19 protein-coding genes are annotated in these 17256 nt (G+C 74.4%); 9 read left to right on the top strand and 10 right to left on the bottom strand.

What is annotated here, in order from left to right:
• Positions 1 to 37 precede the first annotated feature (37 nt).
• From BD833_RS16555 to BD833_RS16540, 4 genes are all read left to right on the top strand, one after another.
• Positions 38 to 1249: a hypothetical protein gene (locus BD833_RS16555; RefSeq protein WP_166534258.1), complete on the top strand. Its 1212-nt coding sequence runs from the start codon at positions 38 to 40 to the stop codon at positions 1247 to 1249.
• 105 nt (positions 1250 to 1354) lie between these two features.
• Positions 1355 to 2260 (top strand): hypothetical protein, encoded by a 906-nt coding sequence (locus tag BD833_RS16550; RefSeq protein ID WP_166534257.1) that lies wholly within the window; start codon positions 1355 to 1357, stop codon positions 2258 to 2260.
• Between the two features lie 106 nt (positions 2261 to 2366).
• Entirely contained in the window at positions 2367 to 3200 is an 834-nt protein-coding gene (locus BD833_RS16545) for a DUF4397 domain-containing protein (RefSeq protein ID WP_243737747.1), read from the top strand.
• 14 nt (positions 3201 to 3214) lie between these two features.
• Complete coding sequence (locus BD833_RS16540) at positions 3215 to 3835, top strand: class F sortase (RefSeq protein WP_208092716.1); 621 nt, start codon at positions 3215 to 3217, stop codon at positions 3833 to 3835.
• A gap of 15 nt (positions 3836 to 3850) precedes the next feature.
• Here the strand turns inward: BD833_RS16540 and BD833_RS16535 are convergent, their stop codons facing one another.
• From BD833_RS16535 to nucS, 3 genes are all read right to left on the bottom strand, one after another.
• Entirely contained in the window at positions 3851 to 4060 is a 210-nt protein-coding gene (locus BD833_RS16535) for a hypothetical protein (RefSeq protein WP_166534255.1), read from the bottom strand.
• Between the two features lie 111 nt (positions 4061 to 4171).
• Positions 4172 to 5953 (bottom strand): 3-hydroxyacyl-CoA dehydrogenase family protein, encoded by a 1782-nt coding sequence (locus BD833_RS16530; RefSeq protein WP_166534254.1) that lies wholly within the window; start codon positions 5951 to 5953, stop codon positions 4172 to 4174.
• A 74-nt stretch (positions 5954 to 6027) separates the two neighbouring features.
• The gene (gene nucS / locus BD833_RS16525; RefSeq protein WP_166534253.1) at positions 6028 to 6699 is read right to left on the bottom strand and encodes an endonuclease NucS; all 672 of its coding nucleotides are present in this window, start codon (positions 6697 to 6699) and stop codon (positions 6028 to 6030) included.
• A 106-nt stretch (positions 6700 to 6805) separates the two neighbouring features.
• Between nucS and BD833_RS23555 the strand changes: the two genes are divergently transcribed.
• From BD833_RS23555 to BD833_RS16510, 3 genes are read left to right on the top strand one after another with little or no spacing between them, the layout of a single operon-like run.
• The gene (locus tag BD833_RS23555; protein ID WP_166534252.1) at positions 6806 to 7780 is read left to right on the top strand and encodes a sensor domain-containing phosphodiesterase; all 975 of its coding nucleotides are present in this window, start codon (positions 6806 to 6808) and stop codon (positions 7778 to 7780) included.
• On the top strand, positions 7663 to 8025 hold the full coding sequence (locus BD833_RS23550) for an EAL domain-containing protein (RefSeq protein WP_243737746.1): 363 nt from the start codon (positions 7663 to 7665) through the stop codon (positions 8023 to 8025). Before BD833_RS23555 ends, BD833_RS23550 begins: the two co-directional genes overlap by 118 nt.
• Before the next feature lie 55 nt (positions 8026 to 8080).
• Positions 8081 to 8992, top strand: a complete 912-nt coding sequence (locus BD833_RS16510) for a hypothetical protein (RefSeq protein ID WP_166534251.1) — start codon at positions 8081 to 8083, stop codon at positions 8990 to 8992.
• Between the two features lie 50 nt (positions 8993 to 9042).
• Here the strand turns inward: BD833_RS16510 and BD833_RS16505 are convergent, their stop codons facing one another.
• The 3 genes from BD833_RS16505 to BD833_RS16495 all read right to left on the bottom strand — a co-directional run bounded on the left by BD833_RS16505 (position 9043) and on the right by BD833_RS16495 (position 13483).
• Complete coding sequence (locus BD833_RS16505; RefSeq protein ID WP_166534250.1) at positions 9043 to 10389, bottom strand: dicarboxylate/amino acid:cation symporter; 1347 nt, start codon at positions 10387 to 10389, stop codon at positions 9043 to 9045.
• 188 nt (positions 10390 to 10577) lie between these two features.
• Complete coding sequence (locus tag BD833_RS16500; RefSeq protein WP_166534249.1) at positions 10578 to 11351, bottom strand: enoyl-CoA hydratase-related protein; 774 nt, start codon at positions 11349 to 11351, stop codon at positions 10578 to 10580.
• A gap of 77 nt (positions 11352 to 11428) precedes the next feature.
• Positions 11429 to 13483 (bottom strand): protein meaA, encoded by a 2055-nt coding sequence (locus BD833_RS16495; protein ID WP_166534248.1) that lies wholly within the window; start codon positions 13481 to 13483, stop codon positions 11429 to 11431.
• Between the two features lie 59 nt (positions 13484 to 13542).
• Between BD833_RS16495 and BD833_RS16490 the strand changes: the two genes are divergently transcribed.
• Complete coding sequence (locus BD833_RS16490) at positions 13543 to 13908, top strand: hypothetical protein (RefSeq protein ID WP_243737729.1); 366 nt, start codon at positions 13543 to 13545, stop codon at positions 13906 to 13908.
• Here BD833_RS16490 and murA read toward each other — a convergent pair.
• Positions 13905 to 15182 (bottom strand): UDP-N-acetylglucosamine 1-carboxyvinyltransferase, encoded by a 1278-nt coding sequence (murA, locus tag BD833_RS16485; protein WP_166534247.1) that lies wholly within the window; start codon positions 15180 to 15182, stop codon positions 13905 to 13907. The two genes, BD833_RS16490 and murA, sit on opposite strands and share 4 nt — an antisense overlap.
• A gap of 95 nt (positions 15183 to 15277) precedes the next feature.
• On the opposite strand from murA, the gene BD833_RS16480 reads away from it, so the two are divergent.
• Positions 15278 to 15889 carry a cob(I)yrinic acid a,c-diamide adenosyltransferase gene (locus tag BD833_RS16480; RefSeq protein WP_166534246.1) on the top strand — a complete coding sequence of 204 codons (612 nt, stop codon included), beginning with the start codon at positions 15278 to 15280 and terminating at the stop codon, positions 15887 to 15889.
• Positions 15890 to 15927: 38 nt separating this feature from the next.
• Here the strand turns inward: BD833_RS16480 and BD833_RS16475 are convergent, their stop codons facing one another.
• From BD833_RS16475 to BD833_RS16465, 3 genes are all read right to left on the bottom strand, one after another.
• Positions 15928 to 16329, bottom strand: coding sequence for a DUF2550 domain-containing protein (locus tag BD833_RS16475; RefSeq protein WP_166534245.1), 402 nt, complete (start codon positions 16327 to 16329; stop codon positions 15928 to 15930).
• A 21-nt stretch (positions 16330 to 16350) separates the two neighbouring features.
• Positions 16351 to 16740 carry a F0F1 ATP synthase subunit epsilon gene (locus BD833_RS16470; protein WP_166534244.1) on the bottom strand — a complete coding sequence of 130 codons (390 nt, stop codon included), beginning with the start codon at positions 16738 to 16740 and terminating at the stop codon, positions 16351 to 16353.
• A gap of 186 nt (positions 16741 to 16926) precedes the next feature.
• Complete coding sequence (locus tag BD833_RS16465; RefSeq protein WP_166534243.1) at positions 16927 to 17121, bottom strand: hypothetical protein; 195 nt, start codon at positions 17119 to 17121, stop codon at positions 16927 to 16929.
• Between the last annotated feature and the right edge of the window lie 135 nt (positions 17122 to 17256).

Raw genomic sequence — 17256 nt, 5'->3', positions numbered from 1 at the left:
CGGTGACGAGCCCTTCCCCTTCTGCGAGGATGGAGCCATGAACGACCCCCGCCACGATCTCCCGGTCCACGAGGCGCAGCACTCCTTCGACGTCGTGCTGCGGGGGTACGACCGCAACCAGGTCGCCGACACGATCGAGCGGCTCGAGGCCGACTTCCGCATCGCGCTGGCCGACCGCGACGCCGCCGCCGCGCGGTCCGCGGACCTGGCCGGTCAGCTGTCGGCGCTGCACGGCGAGATCGAGCAGCTGCGCCGCAAGGCCGCCACCGCCGCCGCGCCGACCTTCGAGAACATCAGCGAGCGCATCCAGCACATGCTGCAGCTCGCCGAGGAGGAGGCGGCGGACATCCGCCGCGCCGCCGAGGCCGACGCCATGGCCGTGCGCGAGCAGACCGCCGCCGAGGAGCGGGCGCTGCTGGAGCGGCACGCCGCCGGGCAGGCCGAGATCGAGCGGATGATCGCCGAGGCCCGCCAGGGCGCGGAGCAGATCGCGCAGAAGGCCCAGATCCGGGCCGACGAGCTGGTGGCCAAGGCCCAGGAGCGGGTGGCCCGGCTGGACGCCGAGTCCCAGGCCCGGCGGGCCAAGGTCGAGGAGGACTTCGACATCGCCCAGCGCGCCCGCCGCGCCGAGGCGGCCCGCGCCGAGGAGGAGCGGGAGCGCGTCTCCACGCAGGCCGCCCGCCAGCGGATCTCCGCCGCCGAGCAGCACGCGACCCAGCTGGTCGCCGAGGCCGAGGCGCGCGCCGAGGCGATCCGCGAGGTGCGCGACGAGCTGACCAGCCGGCTGGTCCAGGCCCGCCGCCTGCTCGACAGCCTGCCCGACCTCGGTGACCGCTCGCAGCAGTCCCGGGACCAGGCCGCCTCCGACCGCCGCTCCCAGCCGGCTCCTGCCGCGGCGGAACAGCAGACCCCCGCCGCGCAGCCGGCCCCGGCGGCGGAACGGCCCCGGGCCGAGTCCCCCGCCCAGGTCACCGGGCCCCAGACCGGTCAACAGCCGGCCGTCCAGGTGACCCGCGGTGAGAGCGAGGCCGCGGCGGCACGGCAGCCCACCCGTCCGGACCCGGTGACGGCCACCTTCCCCGCCGCCGCGCGCCCCGGGGAGCCGACGACCCGGCAGCTGCCCCTCCCACCCCGCCCGACCCCCACCCCGGCCGGTCCCCCCGCGGAGTCCGGGGCGGGGTCCACCGACACACCGGCGGCGACCTCCTCCACCCAGTCCATCGACCAGCCGGTCCGGGCGCGGGGCTGACCCCCGTAGCCCACCACCCGCGGTAGCGAGCCCTCGCGCGACCGCGCGCGGGCCGACCGGCGGCCCTGCGACGGAGCGCTCCACGGACGCCGGGTAGGAGGTGCGGTGCCTTTCCGCAGCCCACGGCACCGGCACCGGCACCGGCACCGCGCCGGGGGACCGCTCGACGCGATCGTCGGCAACCGTCGCGGGCAGCTCGTCCTGGTCCTCGCCATCGTGCTCGTGGCGGTGCTGGCCGCGGCGACGATCGCCCTGGTGACGCGGCCGGAGCGGGCGGACCGGTCCAGCGCCGGGGGGACGACGCCCGCCCCGGACAGCGCCCCGGCGACGGACACCGGCGCCGCCGGCCGGACGGGCGCTCCGGCCGCGGCCGCCCTGCTGGACTGGGCCGACCGCGAACTGCCTCCGCGCACGCAGCTGCGCGCCGAAGGAGACGTGCGCGACGACCTGCTCGCCGCCGGAGCGCCCGATGACCTGGTGGCGACCGACCGGCCCACCGGCCCGGACGACCTCGTCCTCACGGTGACCGACCGCTCCGCCGAGCCCGGCGGTCGGGTGATCGCCCGTTTCGACGGCCTCGCGCTGCGCGACCCCGCCCCCGGCACGCCCACGGTCGACCAGCTCGACCGGCGACGCTCGCTGGCCGGGGCCATCCTGGCGAACCCCACGACGCGCGCGCCGGAGCAGGCCGCCGAGGTGCTGCGGTCGGCCGACGTGGACATGCGGCTGCTGTCCCTGCTGGCGGTGCTCACCGCGCGCCAGGGCCTCGGCGTGGCCGCCTTCCCTCGGGCCGAGGGAGCCGAGGGGCCGGCGCGCAGCGTGCTGCTCGACGCCGTGGGGAACGCGCCGGTCGGCGCGGGCGAAGCGGCCACCGCGGAACTGCGCACCTGGCTGGAGGCCCAGCTCCCACCTTTCGCCCCCGACCGCGTCGAGGTAACGGACGACGGCGTTCTGTTGTCCTACCACTACGCATCGGACCCCGACGCGCTGGTCGCCGAGGCGTCCCCGTGACGCTCAGTTGGACAGGAGTCGCGTGGAGTGGGCGAATGGACCCCAGGACCTCTTCCCGGTCCGCGTCCGATCTGCTGGAGGAACCGTGCACCGGTTGACCCGTGTGATGTCCGTGGCCGCGCTGAGTGCCGGTTTCCTGCTCGTCGTCCCCGCCGGCGCGGGCGCCTCCGAGGACGACGGGCTGCTGCGTCTCGCCCACCTCTCACCGGACACCCCGTCGGTCGACGTGTACGTCGACTCCGTCGCCGACCCCGGCGACGGGACGGCGCTGCTCACGGTGCCCGGCGTCGGTTACGGCACCATCTCCGAGTACCAGGACGTCCCCGCGGGGGTCTACACGGTGAGCATGCGGCAGGCCGGTGCCGAACCGACCGCCCCGCCGGTGCTGTCGACCACCGTAGAGATCGGCACCGGGGACGCCCGCACCGTCGCCGGCGTCGGCCGCTTCGCCGACCTCGGCCTGGAGGTGCTGGAGGACGACCTCACGCTCGCGCCGTCCGGTCAGGCCCGGGTGCGGGTCGTCTCCGCGGCAGGCACGGCACCGACCCTGGACGCCGCCGTCGGCGGCACCGAGCTGGCCACCGGTCTGGCCTTCGCCGAGGCCGGTGACTACGCCACCGTCCCCGGCGACGCCGGCGCGCTGCAGGTCACGGTCGGCGGCAAGCCCACCGAGCTGCCGCTGGACCTGGCCGCGGGCTCGGTGTACAGCCTCTTCGTCCTGGACCGGCCCGAGGGCGGGCTGACCGTGCGCACGGTCCTGGACGCCGCCGGCTCGGGCGTGGTGCCGGCCGGCGGCGTGGAGGCGGGAGCCGGCGGGACCGCGGCCGGCGAGCCCGACCCGGCCGTGGTGGGCGGCGCCGTGGGCCTGACGATCCTCACCGGCCTGCTGGTGGCCCGGCGGTCGCGCCGCGGTCCGGCCCGGCACGCCGCCCGCTCCTGAGTCGCGCGCGCCCCGTGGGCTCCCACCGTCGGCCGCGGCGGCCGGCGCAGCCGCTGCTGCGGCTGCTCGCCGCCGGCGTGCTGGGGGTGGCCGGCACGGTCGCGCTGATCTCCCCCGGCACGGACGTCCCGGCGGTGGGGGCCACCGCGGCCGCGCCGGTCCCGGTGGTGGCCGAGCACGGCAGTGCCGGAACGGCGACGCTGCCGGTCCGGGTGCGTCTCCCGGCGATCGGCGTGGACAGCGCGCTGGTCGAGCTCGGCGTGGACGGCGAGGGCGTCCTGGTGCCGCCGACCGATTTCGCCCGTGCCGGCTGGTTCGCCGCGGGACCGACCCCCGGTGAGGTCGGGCCGTCCGTGATCGCCGGTCACGTCGACTCCCGGGACGGACCCGCGGTGTTCTTCCGGTTGGACCAGCTGGTCGCCGGTGACGAGGTCCTCGTCGACCGCGTCGACGGCACGACGGCCCGATTCACCGTCACGAGCACCGAGCGGTTCCCCAAGGACCGGTTCCCGACCCAGGAGGTCTACGGTCCGACGCCACGCGCCGAGCTGAAGCTGATCACCTGCGGCGGGGAGTTCGACGCCGACCGGCGCAGCTATCGCGACAACGTCGTGGTCACCGCCGTCCTCGGCTGACGGCCGCCCACGACGTCAGCGGCGATGGTCGCGGGCCCGCCAGCAGGTGGCGTGCCAGTGCCGGCGCCGGTCCGCGGCCGAGTCGACGTCCCACGGGTCGAGGTCGGAGTCGCGGGCGTAGGCCGGCCAGGTCACCACGTGCGGCGTCCCGGGGCGGATCTCCTGGTCGCAGCCCGGGCAGCGGTAGGTCTTGGACGTGGCCGACCCGGTGATCGTCCGGACCACCCAGTCACCGTCGTCGGCCTCCTCGACCGGGTCGGCGCGACGGACCGGCCCCCGGCCGGCTGACCGGGGACCGGATGCTGCCCCGGGACGGGGCCGGCGACGGGGCACGCGTCAGGCGCGGGCGTGGTCCCGGAACCCGCGGCCGGTCTTGCGGCCGAGGTAGCCGGCGGTGACGAGGTGCTCGAGCAGCGGCGCGGGGGCGAACCCGGGCTCGCGGAACTCGGTGTAGAGCTCCCGCTCGATGGCCAGCGAGACGTCCAGACCGACGACGTCCAGCAGTTCGAAGGGCCCCATCGGGTAGCCGCAGCCGACCTTCATGGCCGCATCGATGTCGTCGGCGGTGGCGTAGTGCGCCTCGAGCATCTTCACGGCGTCGTTCAGGTACGGGAAGAGCAGGGCGTTGACGATGAAGCCCGCCCGGTCGGTGCACGACACCGCGTGCTTGCCGAGCTGCGCGCTGACCGCGTGCGCGGTGGCTGCGACGTCCGGCGCGGTGGAGATGGTGGAGACGACCTCGACCAGCTTCATGACCTGCGCCGGGTTGAAGAAGTGCATCCCGACGACGTCGGCCGGGCGCCCGCTGGCCTTGGCGCACTCGATGACCGGCAGACTGGAGGTGGTGGTGGCGAGCACCGCGCCGGGCTTGGCGATCTCGCCGAGGTTGGCGAAGAGCGCCTCCTTGACCGGCAGCGACTCCACGACCGCCTCGATGACCAGGTCGCGGTCGGCGAGCTCGTCGAGCGACGTCGTCCCCGAGACCCGGGCGAGGATCTCGTCCCGGGCGGCCTGCTCGAGCCGGCCGCGCACCACCTGCTTGTCCAGGGACTTGGTGAGCGCCGTGCTGACGGCCGCCACCTTCTCGGGCGACCGGGCGACGAACCGGACGTCGTAGCCGCCCTTGGCCACCACCTCGATGATCCCGGTGGCCATGGTCCCGGAGCCGACGACGCCGACCGTCCGCACCTCGCGCGCGCCTTCGGCGGCCCCGCCTGCGGGGGGCGTCGCGGCGTCGGCCACGACCTCCGCGGAGCCCGGCTCGGCGTAGGTGTAGAAGCCGCGGCCGGACTTCCGGCCCAGCAGCCCGGCCGTCATCATCTGCTTGATGACCGGGCTCGGCGCGTGCAGCCGGTTGCGCGACTGCTTGTACATCGTGTCGAGGATCTCGTAGGCGGTGTCGATGCCGATGAGGTCCATCAGCGAGAGCGGGCCCATCGGCAGGCCGCAGCCCAGCCGCATGGCGGCGTCGATGTCCTCGCGGCTGGCGTACCGGTTCTCGTACATCGAGACGGCGTGGTTGAGGTAGCCGAACAGCAGCGCGTTGGCGATGAAGCCGGCCTTGTCACCGATCGTGACGTCCACCTTGCCCAGCCGCTCGGCCAGGGCCTCGACGTCCTCGACCACCGAGGGCTCGGTGACGACGGTGCGGACCACCTCGACCAGCTTCATGACCGGGGCCGGGTTGAAGAAGTGCATCCCGATGACCTTGCTCGGCCGGCCGGTGACCACCGACAGCTCGGTGACCGACAGGCTCGAGGTGTTGGTGGCCAGGATGGTGTCCGGCGGGCAGATCTTGTCCAGCTTGGTGAACAGGTCGGCCTTGAGCTCCATCCGCTCGGGCACGGCCTCGATGACCAGCTCGGCCGTGCCGAGATCCTCCAGCGAGGTGGTGAACCGGACCCGCTCGAAGATGGCGTCGCGCTCGGCCGGGTCGAGCTTCCCGCGGGCCACGGCGCGGTCGGTCGACTGCTCCAGGTGGCCGCGACCGCGCGCGAGCGCGTCGTCGGAGATCTCCACCGCGGTGACCGACAGCCCCGCGCGGGCCAGTACCTCGGCGATGCCGGCCCCCATGGTGCCCAGCCCCACGACGCCGACCTCGTTCAGTTCCCTGGCCACGAGCCATCTCCTCCCAGCGGTGGTGATCGCGGGAAGTCTCTCATCACGGCGGCCGACGTCCCCCGGCCCCTCTGTCAGAAGAGACGCTGCGTCGGGTCGTCGGTGCCCTTCAGGACGGCGTAGTCGACGGTCACGCAGTCGATCCCCCGGTCGGCGGCCAGGACGCGGGCCTGCGGCTTGATCTCCTGCGCGGCGAAGACGCCCTTCACCGGCGCCAGCAGCGGATCGCGGTTGAGCAGCTCCAGGTACCTGGTCAGCTGCTCGACCCCGTCGATCTCCCCCCGCCGCTTGATCTCCACGGCCACCACCGCACCCGAGGCGTCCCGGCACAGCAGGTCCACCGGGCCGATCGCGGTGGGGTACTCGCGGCGGACCAGCGACCAGCCCGCCCCGAAGGTCTCCACGTGCAGGGCGAGCAGCCGCTGCAGCTCGGCCTCGACGCCGTCCTTCTGCAGCCCCGGGTCGATGCCCAGCTCGTGCGAGGAGTCGTGCTCCACCGACTCGATCGTGATCACCAGCTGCTCGCCGGCCTTGTTCGTGACCGTCCAGGTCCCCGCGCCGTCGGTGAGCTCGTCCTTGAGCGTGCAGGGCGGCGTCATCCAGTTCAGCGGCTTGTAGGCGCGGTCGTCGGCGTGCACGGACACCGAGCCGTCGGCCTTCACCAGCAGCAGGCGGTTCGCCATGGGGAGATGGGCGGTGAGCCGACCGATGTAGTCGACGGAGCAGCGGGCGATGACCAGGCGCACGGGCGACGACGGTACCGGCCGGGGGCCGGAGCGCCACCGCGGGGAGATACGGAAACAGGCCGCCCGGAATGTGGTGACGGACGTCTCAGGACCGGACAATGAGCACGTGTCTGACCTCGGGATGACCGCGACCGTGGACGACTCCGGACTCGGGGGCGAGTGGGTGCGCTGGCTGCTCGACACCGCCCGCGGCCGGCTGGGCATGGACATCGCCTGGGTCTCGCTGTTCTCCGGCGACCAGCAGCTGATCGCCTCGGCCACCGGCGACCTCGACGCCATGAACGTCCGCGAGGGCATGAGCACACCGCTGGAGTCCTCCTTCTGCGTGCGGGTGCTGAGCGGCCAGCTGCCGCCGGTGGTCACCGGGGCCGGGCGCGATCCCCGCACCCGTGACCTGCCGGTGACCAGCGACCTGGGTATCGGGTCCTACGTCGGCGCCCCGTTGCTCGACGCCGACTCCCGTCCCCTCGGCATGCTCTGCTGCCTGAGCCGCGAGCCGGGGGTCCAGCTGGACCACGAGTCCGTGCGCACCGTGGAGCTGCTGGCCGACCTGATCAGCGACCACGTGCGGCAGGGCCGTGCCGCGGCGCTGGGCGACCTCCCCCGCCGACGCGACCGGCTCCGGGCCTACCTCGCCACCGGAGCCGCGGTGACGACCTACCTGCAGCCGGTCGTCGACATGGTCGACGGTGCGGTGATCTGCCACGAGGCGCTCAGCCGCTTCCCCGGGTGGGTCGACGGCGGACCGGCGACGGTGTTCTCGGAGGCCCTGGCGGTGGGGCTCGGCGTCGAGCTGGAGGAGCGGGCGACGCGGGCGGCCCTGGGTGCGGCCCGGAATGCGCCGAGCGCCGTGCCGATCGCGGTGAACCTCTCCCCGATGCGCTGCTGTGCCCCACGGTCGTCGACCTGCTGCTCGGGCGCGGCGAGACCCCGCTGGCCGTCGAGATCACCGAGCACAGCCGGATCGACGACTACCCGGCCGTCCTGGCGGTCACCAGCCGGCTGCGGGCCTCGGGCATCACCGTCAGCGTCGACGACGCGGGTGCCGGGTACGCCAGCCTGCGGCACATCCTGCGGCTGAGCCCCGACGTCATCAAGCTCGACATCGGCCTGGTCATGGGCCTGCACACCGACCCGGCACGGCAGGCCCTGACCTCGGCGATGGTCGCCTTCGCCGCCGAGACGGGGGCCCGGCTGGTGGCCGAGGGGGTCGAGGACGCCGCCGAGCGGGACGCGCTGCTCGCCCGCGGGGTGCGCTACGGGCAGGGCTACCTCTTCGGCCGGCCCCGGCCCGCCGACCTCGTGCTCGCCGCGTCGGGCGGCTAGGACGCGATCCGGCGGGCAGCGGAACCCCGGGGCCCCCGAACACCGTCATTCCCGTATGACGACATTTCTGCCGCGTGCCGCAGCCGCCGTGGTGCTGGCCCTGGTGCTCAGCGCCTGCGCCGCCCGCGTCGGGGAAACCGGCTCCCCGACGGACCCGTCACCGGCTCCGGAACCGGACCCGGCGACCGTCGTCCTCCAGGTGAGCGAGGTCGGTGGCTACACCACGCCCGCGCTCCTGGCCGGCCGGGTCCCGGGCGCCACCGTGTACGCCGACGGCCGGGTGATCACCACCGGACCCGTGCCGGCCATCTGGCCCGCTCCCGCGCTCCCGAACCTGCAGGTGCACCACCTCGCCGACGGCGGGGTGCAGGAGCTCGTCGACCTGGCGCTCGCCGCGGGCGTCAACGGGACGACCGACCTGGGCAGCCCGCCGGTGGCCGACGTGACCAGCACCCGGTTCCTCGTCCGCACCGGTGGGGAGACGGTCACCCGCGAGGTCTACGCCCTCGGCTTCGGCGCCTCCCGGCCCCCGGGCGGCGACCCGGCCGAGCCGGCCGACGACGCGTCCGGCCTGACGGAGGAGCAGCAGGAGGCCCGGGCCCGCCTGGCCGAGCTGGCCGGCGCGCTGCACGACCCGGCCGGCGCTCTGGGCCCCGACCAGGTGTCCGGGCCGGAGCCGTACGTGCCCGAGGCGGTGGCCGCGCTGGTCAGCCCCTACGTGGACCCGGCCGAGGACCTGCCCCAGTCGGAGGTGCCCTGGCCCGGGCCGGCCCTGCCCGGCGAGCCGATCGCCCCGGGGGTCACCTGCGTGACCGCCACCGGCGAGCAGGCCGACGCGGTGCTGGAGGCGGCCGCGTCGGCGTCCTCGGCCACCCCGTGGACGTCGGAGGACGGCTCGCGCTGGTCGATCGTCCTGCGCCCGCTGCTGCCGCACGAGTCCGGCTGCGTGGACCTGCTGCCGGAGTGACGGCGGGCCCGGACCTCCGTCGAGGTCCGGGCCCGCCAGTGGATCGCGGCCTACGCCGGCTGCGTCGCCCGCAGGTCGGCGTCCACGCCGTTCCGCTCCTCCACCGGGGCGAGCGGCTCGGCGCTGGAGACGCCGCGGAACCGGTCGAGGTCGAGGATGCCCTCGCGCTTGGCCACGATCGTCGGCACCAGGGCCTGCCCCGCGACGTTCACCGCGGTGCGCCCCATGTCGAGGATCGGGTCGACCGCCAGCAGGAGCCCCACCCCGGCCAGCGGCAGCCCGAGGGTCGAGAGGGTGAGGGTCAGCATGACGACCGCGCCGGTGACCCCCGCGGTGGCCGCCGACCCGACGACGGAGACCAGCGCGATCAGCAGGTAGTCGGTGATCGAGAGATCGACGTCGAAGAAGCCCGCCACGAAGATCGCGGCCAGCGCCGGGTAGATCGCCGCGCAGCCGTCCATCTTGGTCGTGGCGCCGAACGGGACGGCGAAGGACGCGTAGGACCGCGGGACGCCGAGGCTCTGCTCGGTCACCCGCTCGGTCACCGGGAGCGTGCCGATGGAGGAGCGGGAGACGAACGCGAGCTGGATGGCCGGCCAGGCGCCGGCGAACCAGCGCAGCGGCGAGAGGCCGTGGAGCTTCAGCAGCACCGGGTAGACGACGAAGAGCACCAGCGCGAGCCCGGCGTACACGGCCCCGGCGAAGGCACCGAGGGAGCCGAGGGACTCCCAGCCGTAGCTGGCCACCGCGTTGCCGATCAGGCCGACGGTGCCCAGCGGCGCGAGCAGGATGACCCACCAGAGGACCTTCTGCACGATCGCGAGCGCGGAGCGCACCACGGCCAGGAACGGCTCTGCGGCCTCGCCGACCTTGAGGACGGCGACCCCGATCGCCACCGAGATGACGATCAGCTGCAGCACGTTGAACGACAGCGCGCCCTCGGCCGAGCCCTGGAGGCCGAGGATGTTCCCGGGCACGAGCCCGGTGAGGAAGTCCCACCAGCCACCGGTCGTGCCGTCGTACTCGGCGGCGGCGGCGTCGACCGAGCTGTTCCGGCCCGGGTCGGTGAGCAGGCCGAGGCCGATGCCGATCGAGACGGCGATCAGCGCGGTGATGGCGAACCAGAGCAGCGTCTGGCCGGCCAGCCGGGCGGCGTTGGAGACCTGCTTGAGGTTGGCGATGCTGACGATCACCGCGGTGACGATCAGCGGCGGGACGAGCGCCTTCAGCAGGGTGACGAACGTGGCGCCGATGGTCTGCAGGGTGCTGGTCAGCCAGTTGGGGTCCTCGGGGCCGACCGGACCCATGTCGCGGGCGACCAGACCGAGGACGACGCCCAGGACGAGCGCGAGGAGGACCTGCGCCGCGAACGGGACGCGGCGGAGACGAGCGAGCACGGGGATGTGCCTTTCGGGGGCGTGCGGGCGGGGGACGTCAGTGCGCGCGCCCCGGACAGGCGGCGGTCGTCACCCGCCCGAAGTCCAGCGCCCGCCGGCGCGTCAGGTCCCACACGTTCTGCACGGCGGGATCAATGCCGGGGCCGCCCGCCACCATCCCGGTTGTGGCGGCTTTCACCCGTCCGTGGCTAGTCGGTCCAGACCGGACGGCGCTTCTCCAGGAACGCCGACATGCCCTCGACCGCGCCAGGGAGCTGGCTGGCCGCGGCCATCACCTCGATCGCCGTCGTGTACGCGTCCCGCTCGGGCCGGTCCAGCTGGGCGTACATGGTCTGCTTGCCCCATGCCTTGCTGGCCCGCGAGCCGCGGGTGGCCCGGCCGATGAGGTCGGCGACCGCGCTGTCCAGCTCCGCGTCGGGTACCACGCGGTTCACCAGCCCCCAGTCCAGGGCGGTGGCGGCGTCGATGACGTCCCCGGTGAGCGCCAGCTCCATCGCGCGCTTGCGCCCCACGTTGCGGGCGATGGCGACCATGGGCGTGTGGCAGAACCAGCCGCCCTTGCCCCCCGGTGCGGCGAAGCCGGCCGACTCGGCGGCCACCGCCAGGTCGCAGGAGGCGACCAGCTGGCAGCCCGCCGCCGTGGCGAGCGCGTGCACCCGCGCGAGCACGACCTGGGGCACGTCCTGGATCGTCTGCATGAGCTCGGTGCACAGCGCCAGCAGGCTGCGCACCTCCGGCAGGGCCGCGCCGGCCACGTCGGCGAAGTCGTGCCCGGCGCTGAACACCGGTCCCTCGGCGGCCAGCACGATGCCGGTCGCGTCGGACTCCCCCGCCTCGGTCACCGCGGCGAGCAGCTGGCCCAGGTGCTCCCGCGACAGCGCGTTGCGGCGGGCCGCCCGCGTCATGGTGATCCGGACGACGTCCCCGTCCCGCTCGACCCGCGGCGCACCCTCGCTGCTCATGCGCCGACCCCACCACGCCCGCGACCGGTCCGGCAACCGGTACCGGCCCGGCGGGACGGGCGCGCTCGGCCCCGGGCTCAGGCCGGGGCGGGCACCGGCTGCTCGGCCGTGCCGGGCAGGCCGTGGGCGTCGCGGACCACGTCGACGACCTGGCCCATGATGTCGTTCAGCCCGAAGTCCTTGGGGGTGAAGACGCGGGCCACCCCCTGCTCGCGCAGCCGCCGGGCGTCGCTGTCGGGGATGATGCCACCCACGACGACCGGGACGTCGTCCAGCCCGGCCGCCCGGAGCCCGCGGAGCACGGCCGGCACCACCTGCAGGTGCGAGCCGGAGAGCACCGACAGGCCCACGACGTGCACGTCCTCCTCGACCGCGGCGGAGACGATCTGCTCGGGGGTGAGCCGGATGCCCTGGTAGACGACCTCGAAGCCCGCGTCCCGGGCGCGCACCGCGATCTGCTCGGCGCCATTGGAGTGCCCGTCCAGGCCGGGCTTGCCCACCAGGAACCGCAGCCGGCCACCGATCTCCTCGCCGGTGGACCGCACCCGCGCGCGGACCGCCGTGAGCGTCTCATCGGCCTCTCCACCGCCGGTGGCCGCGGCGACGCCGGTGGGCGCCCGGTACTCGCCGAACACCTCGCGCAGCACCCCGGCCCACTCCCCCGTCGTCACACCGGCGCGGGCGCAGTCGAGCGTGGCCGGCATGAGGTTGACGCCGGAGGACGCCGCCTCGCGCAGCGCGGCCAGGGCGGCGCGGACCGGCTCCGGTTCCCGCTCGGCGCGCCACTTCTGCACCGCCTCCTGGGCGGCGGCCTCGACGGCGGGGTCCACCACCATGATCGCGGCGTCCAGGTCGGCGGTCAGCGGGTTGGGCTCGGTGGTGGCGAACCGGTTGACGCCCACCACGACGTCCTCGCCGCTCTCCATCCGGCGCCGGCGCTCGGCCAGCGAGGCGACCAGCTCGCCCTTCATGTAGCCGGACTCGACGGCGGCCACGGCCCCGCCCATCTGCTGCACGCGGGCGATCTCGGCCCGCGCGCCCTCGACGATCTCGGCGACCTTCTTCTCGACGACCACGGACCCGGTGAACAGGTCCTCGTACTCGAGCAGGTCGGTCTCGTAGGCGAGCACCTGCTGCAGCCGCAGCGACCACTGCTGGTCCCACGGGCGGGGCAGCCCGAGGGCCTCGTTCCAGGCCGGCAGCTGCACGGCGCGGGCGCGGGCGTCCTTGGAGAGGGTCACCGCGAGCATCTCCAGCACGATCCGCTGGACGTTGTTCTCCGGCTGCGCCTCGGTGAGGCCGAGGGAGTTGACCTGCACGCCGTAGCGGAACCGGCGGTGCTTGGCGTCCGTGACGCCGTAGCGCTCTTCGGTCAGCTCGTCCCAGAGCTGGGTGAAGGCGCGCATCTTGCACATCTCCTCGACGAATCGCACGCCCGCGTTGACGAAGAAGGACATGCGGGCGACGACCTCGCCGAACCGCTCCTGCGGCACCTGACCCGAGTCCCGCACCGAGTCCAGGACGGCGATCGCGGTGCTCATCGCGTAGGCGATCTCCTGCACCGGCGTGGCCCCGGCCTCCTGCAGGTGGTAGCTGCAGATGTTGATCGGGTTCCACTTGGGCATCGTCGTCACCGAGTAGGCGACCATGTCGGTGATCAGCCGCATCGAGGGCGCCGGCGGGAAGACGTAGGTCCCCCGCGACAGGTACTCCTTGATGATGTCGTTCTGCGTCGTCCCGGCGAGCCGGCGCACGACCTCGTCCGGGTCGGCGCCCGCCTCCTCCGCCTGCTCGATGGCGACGGCCTGGTAGAGCGCGAGCAGCCACATCGCCGTCGCGTTGATGGTCATCGACGTGTTCATCTCGTCGAGCGGGATGCCGTCGAAGAGCGCCCGCATGTCCCCGATGTGCGTGACGGGCACGCCGACCTTGCCGACCTCGCCGACGGCGAGCTGGTCGTCCGGGTCGTAGCCGGTCTGCGTCGGCAGGTCGAACGCGACCGAGAGGCCGGTCTGCCCCTTCGCCAGGTTGCGGCGGTACAGGGCGTTGGACTCGGCCGGCGAGGAGTGGCCGGCGTAGGTGCGCATGACCCAGGGGCGGTCGCGCTCCGCCGGCGTGTGCGGGAACGGCATGCCAGCGGAGTGTAGGGCGGTTACCGGCCAGTAGCAGCCCCGTCCGGTCGACGTGTGGGATGGCACACTCGATCGGGGCGACGGGGAGGACGATGCTGGTCGGCGTGGGCGACCTGCACTACGTGCTCGCGCCGGCGGTGGTCCTGGTCGTGGTGGCCCTGCTGGCGCTCTTCCTCCGCTGGGCCTTCGGCTCCGGGCGGGGCCGCGGCACGCCCTCGGCCGCCGATGACGGCCTGCTCGTCCGCGTCGCGACGCTGAGCCGGCGGGACTGGGCCGCGCCCCTGCAGGCGCACCTCGCCGCCGCCGGCATCCGCTCCACCGTCCGCACCCCCACGGCGCACCGCACGGAGGTGCTGGTCTTCCCCGACGACGCCGGCCGGGCAGCCGCGCTGGTGGCGTCCTTCGACGTCGGCGGTGGGACCTAGGCCGGCCGGGTGACCCGGTCGATCCGGGCGCCCAGCCCGCGCAGCTGGTCGACGAAGTCGGGGTAGCCGCGGTCGACGTGGTGCACGTCCTGCACCTCGGTCACGCCGTCGGAGCACAGCCCGGCGAGCACCAGCCCGGCCCCGGCCCGGATGTCGGTGGCCAGCACCGGGGCGCTGGAGAACCGCTCCCGGCCACGGACGACGGCGTGGTGCCCGTCGATGCGGACGTCGGCGCCCAGGCGGACCAGCTCGTTGACGAACATGAACCGGCCCTCGAACACGTTCTCGGTGATCAGCGCCGTCCCGGTGGAGACCGCGGCCAGGGCGACGGCCATCGGCTGCAGGTCGGTCGGGAACCCCGGGAAGGGCAGCGTGACGACGTCGACGCAGCGCGGCCGGCCCTCCATCGCCACCCGGATGCCGTCGGGCAGCGCCTCGACGGTCGCGCCGGCGTCGATGAGCTTGTCCAGGGCGACGGTGAGGTGCTCGGCGACGCCGCGCTCGATGACGACGTCGCCGCGGGTCATGACCGCGCCGATCGCCCAGGTGCCGGTCACGATGCGGTCGGCCACCGTGGTGACCTCGACCGGCTGGAGGGAGTCGACGCCCTCCACGGTGATCGTCGAGGTGCCGGCGCCGTCGATCCGGGCCCCCATCTCGACGAGCATCCGGCACAGGTCGACGATCTCCGGCTCGCGGGCGGCGTTGTCCACCACGGTCGTCCCCTGCGCGAGCACCGCCGCCATGACCAGGTTCTCGGTCGCCCCGACGGACGGGAAGTCCAGCCAGATCGACGTCCCGGTGAGGCGCGGGGCGGTGGCGACGAGGAAGCCGTGCTCGCTGACGATGGTGGCCCCGAGCCGTTCCAGCCCGGAGATGTGCATGTCGAGCCCGCGGGAGCCGATGGCGTCACCGCCGGGCAGGGCGACCCGTGCGCTGCCGCACCGGGCGACGAGCGGGCCGAGCACGCTGATCGAGGCGCGCATCCGGCGGACCAGGTCGTAGTCGGTCTCCGTCGACGGCTGCTCGGGCACCTCGATGGTGAGCCGGCCACCCCCGGTGCCCGGCGCCCGCTCGTAGGACACGTCGCAGCCCAGCCGCCGGAGCACCTCGCTCATGATCGAGACGTCGAGGATGTCGGGGACCTCGTGGATCGTCGACCGGCCGGGCGCCAGGAGCGCGGCCGCCATGAGCTTCAGGGCGCTGTTCTTCGCGCCGGTGACCCGCACCCGGCCCGCGAGCCTCGCTCCCCCGGTGACCTCGAAGCACTCCACCGGCCCAGCCTACGGCGGACCGCCTGCCGGCACGGCCGGCTGCCGGGGCCCGCCGCGGGCGTGGACCGGCGGAGGGATGTCATTAGGCTGCGGGGATGACGGTCCGGCTGACCCGCATCTACACGAAGACCGGCGACGCCGGCCAGACGCACCTGGGCGACATGAGCCGGGTGTCGAAGACCGACCCGCGCCTGGTCGCCTACGCCGACGTCGACGAGGCCAACAGCGCGATCGGGGTGGCCCTGGCCCTCGGCGCGGCCGGCCCCGAGGTGGGCGAGCTGCTCCGGAGCATCCAGAACGACCTGTTCGACGTCGGCGCGGACCTCTGCACGCCGATCGCCCCGGACCCGGAGTACCCGCCGCTGCGGATCACCCCCGCCTACACCGAGCGGCTCGAGGCGGCCTGCGACACCTACAACGAGACGCTGCCCAAGCTGGCCAGCTTCATCCTGCCCGGGGGCACCCCGCTGGCGGCGCTGCTGCACCAGGTGCGGGTGATCGTCCGCCGGGCCGAGCGGAGCGTGTGGGCGCTGCTGGAGGCCGATGCCGAGCGGACCAACCCCGAGACGGCGCGCTACCTCAACCGCCTGTCGGACCTGGTGTTCATCCTCGGGCGGGTGGCCAACCCCGACGGCGACATCCTCTGGGAGCCCGGCGCGCACAGCGGTGTCCACGCCCAGCGCGAGGCGGCGGCCCGGAAGGACTGACGGCCCCGAGCGGGCGAGGGTGGGGAGGGGGTCCTTCCTCAGCTGCCCGGCGGGGCGGACTCCACCCACGACAGGAAGCCGGTGAGGGTCGAGGGCTCCATCGCGATCTCCCGGCGCCCGCCGGTCGTGCTGCAGGACAGGACGAGCACGTCCCCCGGGAGCGCCAGGTCGTCGCGCCCGGCGGGCCGCTGGGACAGGACCCGGAAACCGGCGCGCGCCAGCCGCTGCTGCGGACGCACCGACAGCGACAGCGCCCGGTACCACAGCAGCGCGTCACCGCCGTACCAGGCGACCCCCACCGACCAGCGCGGAGATCCCTCCGGGCGGAGCCACATCGTCACCGCGCCCAGGCCGAACAGCAGGAACCGGCGGCGGAGCAGGAAGACCACGACGACGAGCAGCAGCAGGACGCCGATCACGACCAGCAGGGCCGTGGTCATCCCGCGCGCTCGCCCGGTGGGTCAGACGGTCTCGCCGGCCGCCCGGAGCCGGGACTGCGCGCGGCGGGCGGCTGCCTGTGCCTCCGGGGAGTCACCCTCGCCCTCGGCCCGGCTGAGCGCCTCGCGGGCGCGCGGCACGTCGATCTCGGAGGAGATCTCGGCCGTCTCGGCGAGGATCGACACCCCGCGCTCGGTGACCGAGAGGAAGCCTCCGTGCGCGGCGACGACGAGGTCCTCACCGGAGTCGGTGTGGATGGTCACCACGCCGCCGTCGGCGAGCTGGCCCAGCAGCGGCGTGTGCCCCGGCAGGACACCGAGCTCACCCTCGGTGGTGCGGGCGATGACGCTCGTGGCCTCGCCGGACCAGATCTTGCGCTCGACGGCCACCAACTCGACCTGCAGGGTCGCCACGACACTCCTCGGGGTCGCCCCTCCACGGAGGGGTGCGGTGCATGCGGGACGCCGTCCAGCGGAACGGCGTCAGGTGGGTCCACTGTAGCGGCGTGTCGCGGAGCGTCCGCCGCCCCCGTCCGGAAGCCGCCCCCAGCGCCCGCGGCACGGCGGGCGCCTTCGCGGTCCAGGAGGAGGGGACCCGGGTCAGGCGGCGCGGCGGTACAGCACGGTCCAGCGCCCGACCCGCACCCACGGGTGGCGGACGCAGGCGGCCGACGCCCAGTGATCGGTGTCGAAGGCGGCCACCGGGGCCTCCACCGGCGCGTACGGCGGCCAGGTCCAGTCCGCACCGCGGCCCACGGACCGCAGCTCCGCGCTGTCCCGCTCCACGTCGTCCACCTTCGCTCCTGCACCCGTCGCTCCGGGTGCGTCCGCAGAGATGGTCGGCACCTGCCGCGCGGTACTGGAGACATCCCGGGGCAGAAACACCCGATCAGGCGACCGGCGCCGTCGACGCCGACGGCCGGGCCCCCT

Origin of the sequence: Blastococcus xanthinilyticus, assembly GCF_008124835.1 — a bacterium.
GTDB lineage: Bacteria > Actinomycetota > Actinomycetes > Mycobacteriales > Geodermatophilaceae > Blastococcus > Blastococcus xanthinilyticus.
The sequence above is the reverse complement of the archived record's forward strand: the minus strand, read 5'-3'. Positions and strand labels throughout refer to the sequence as shown.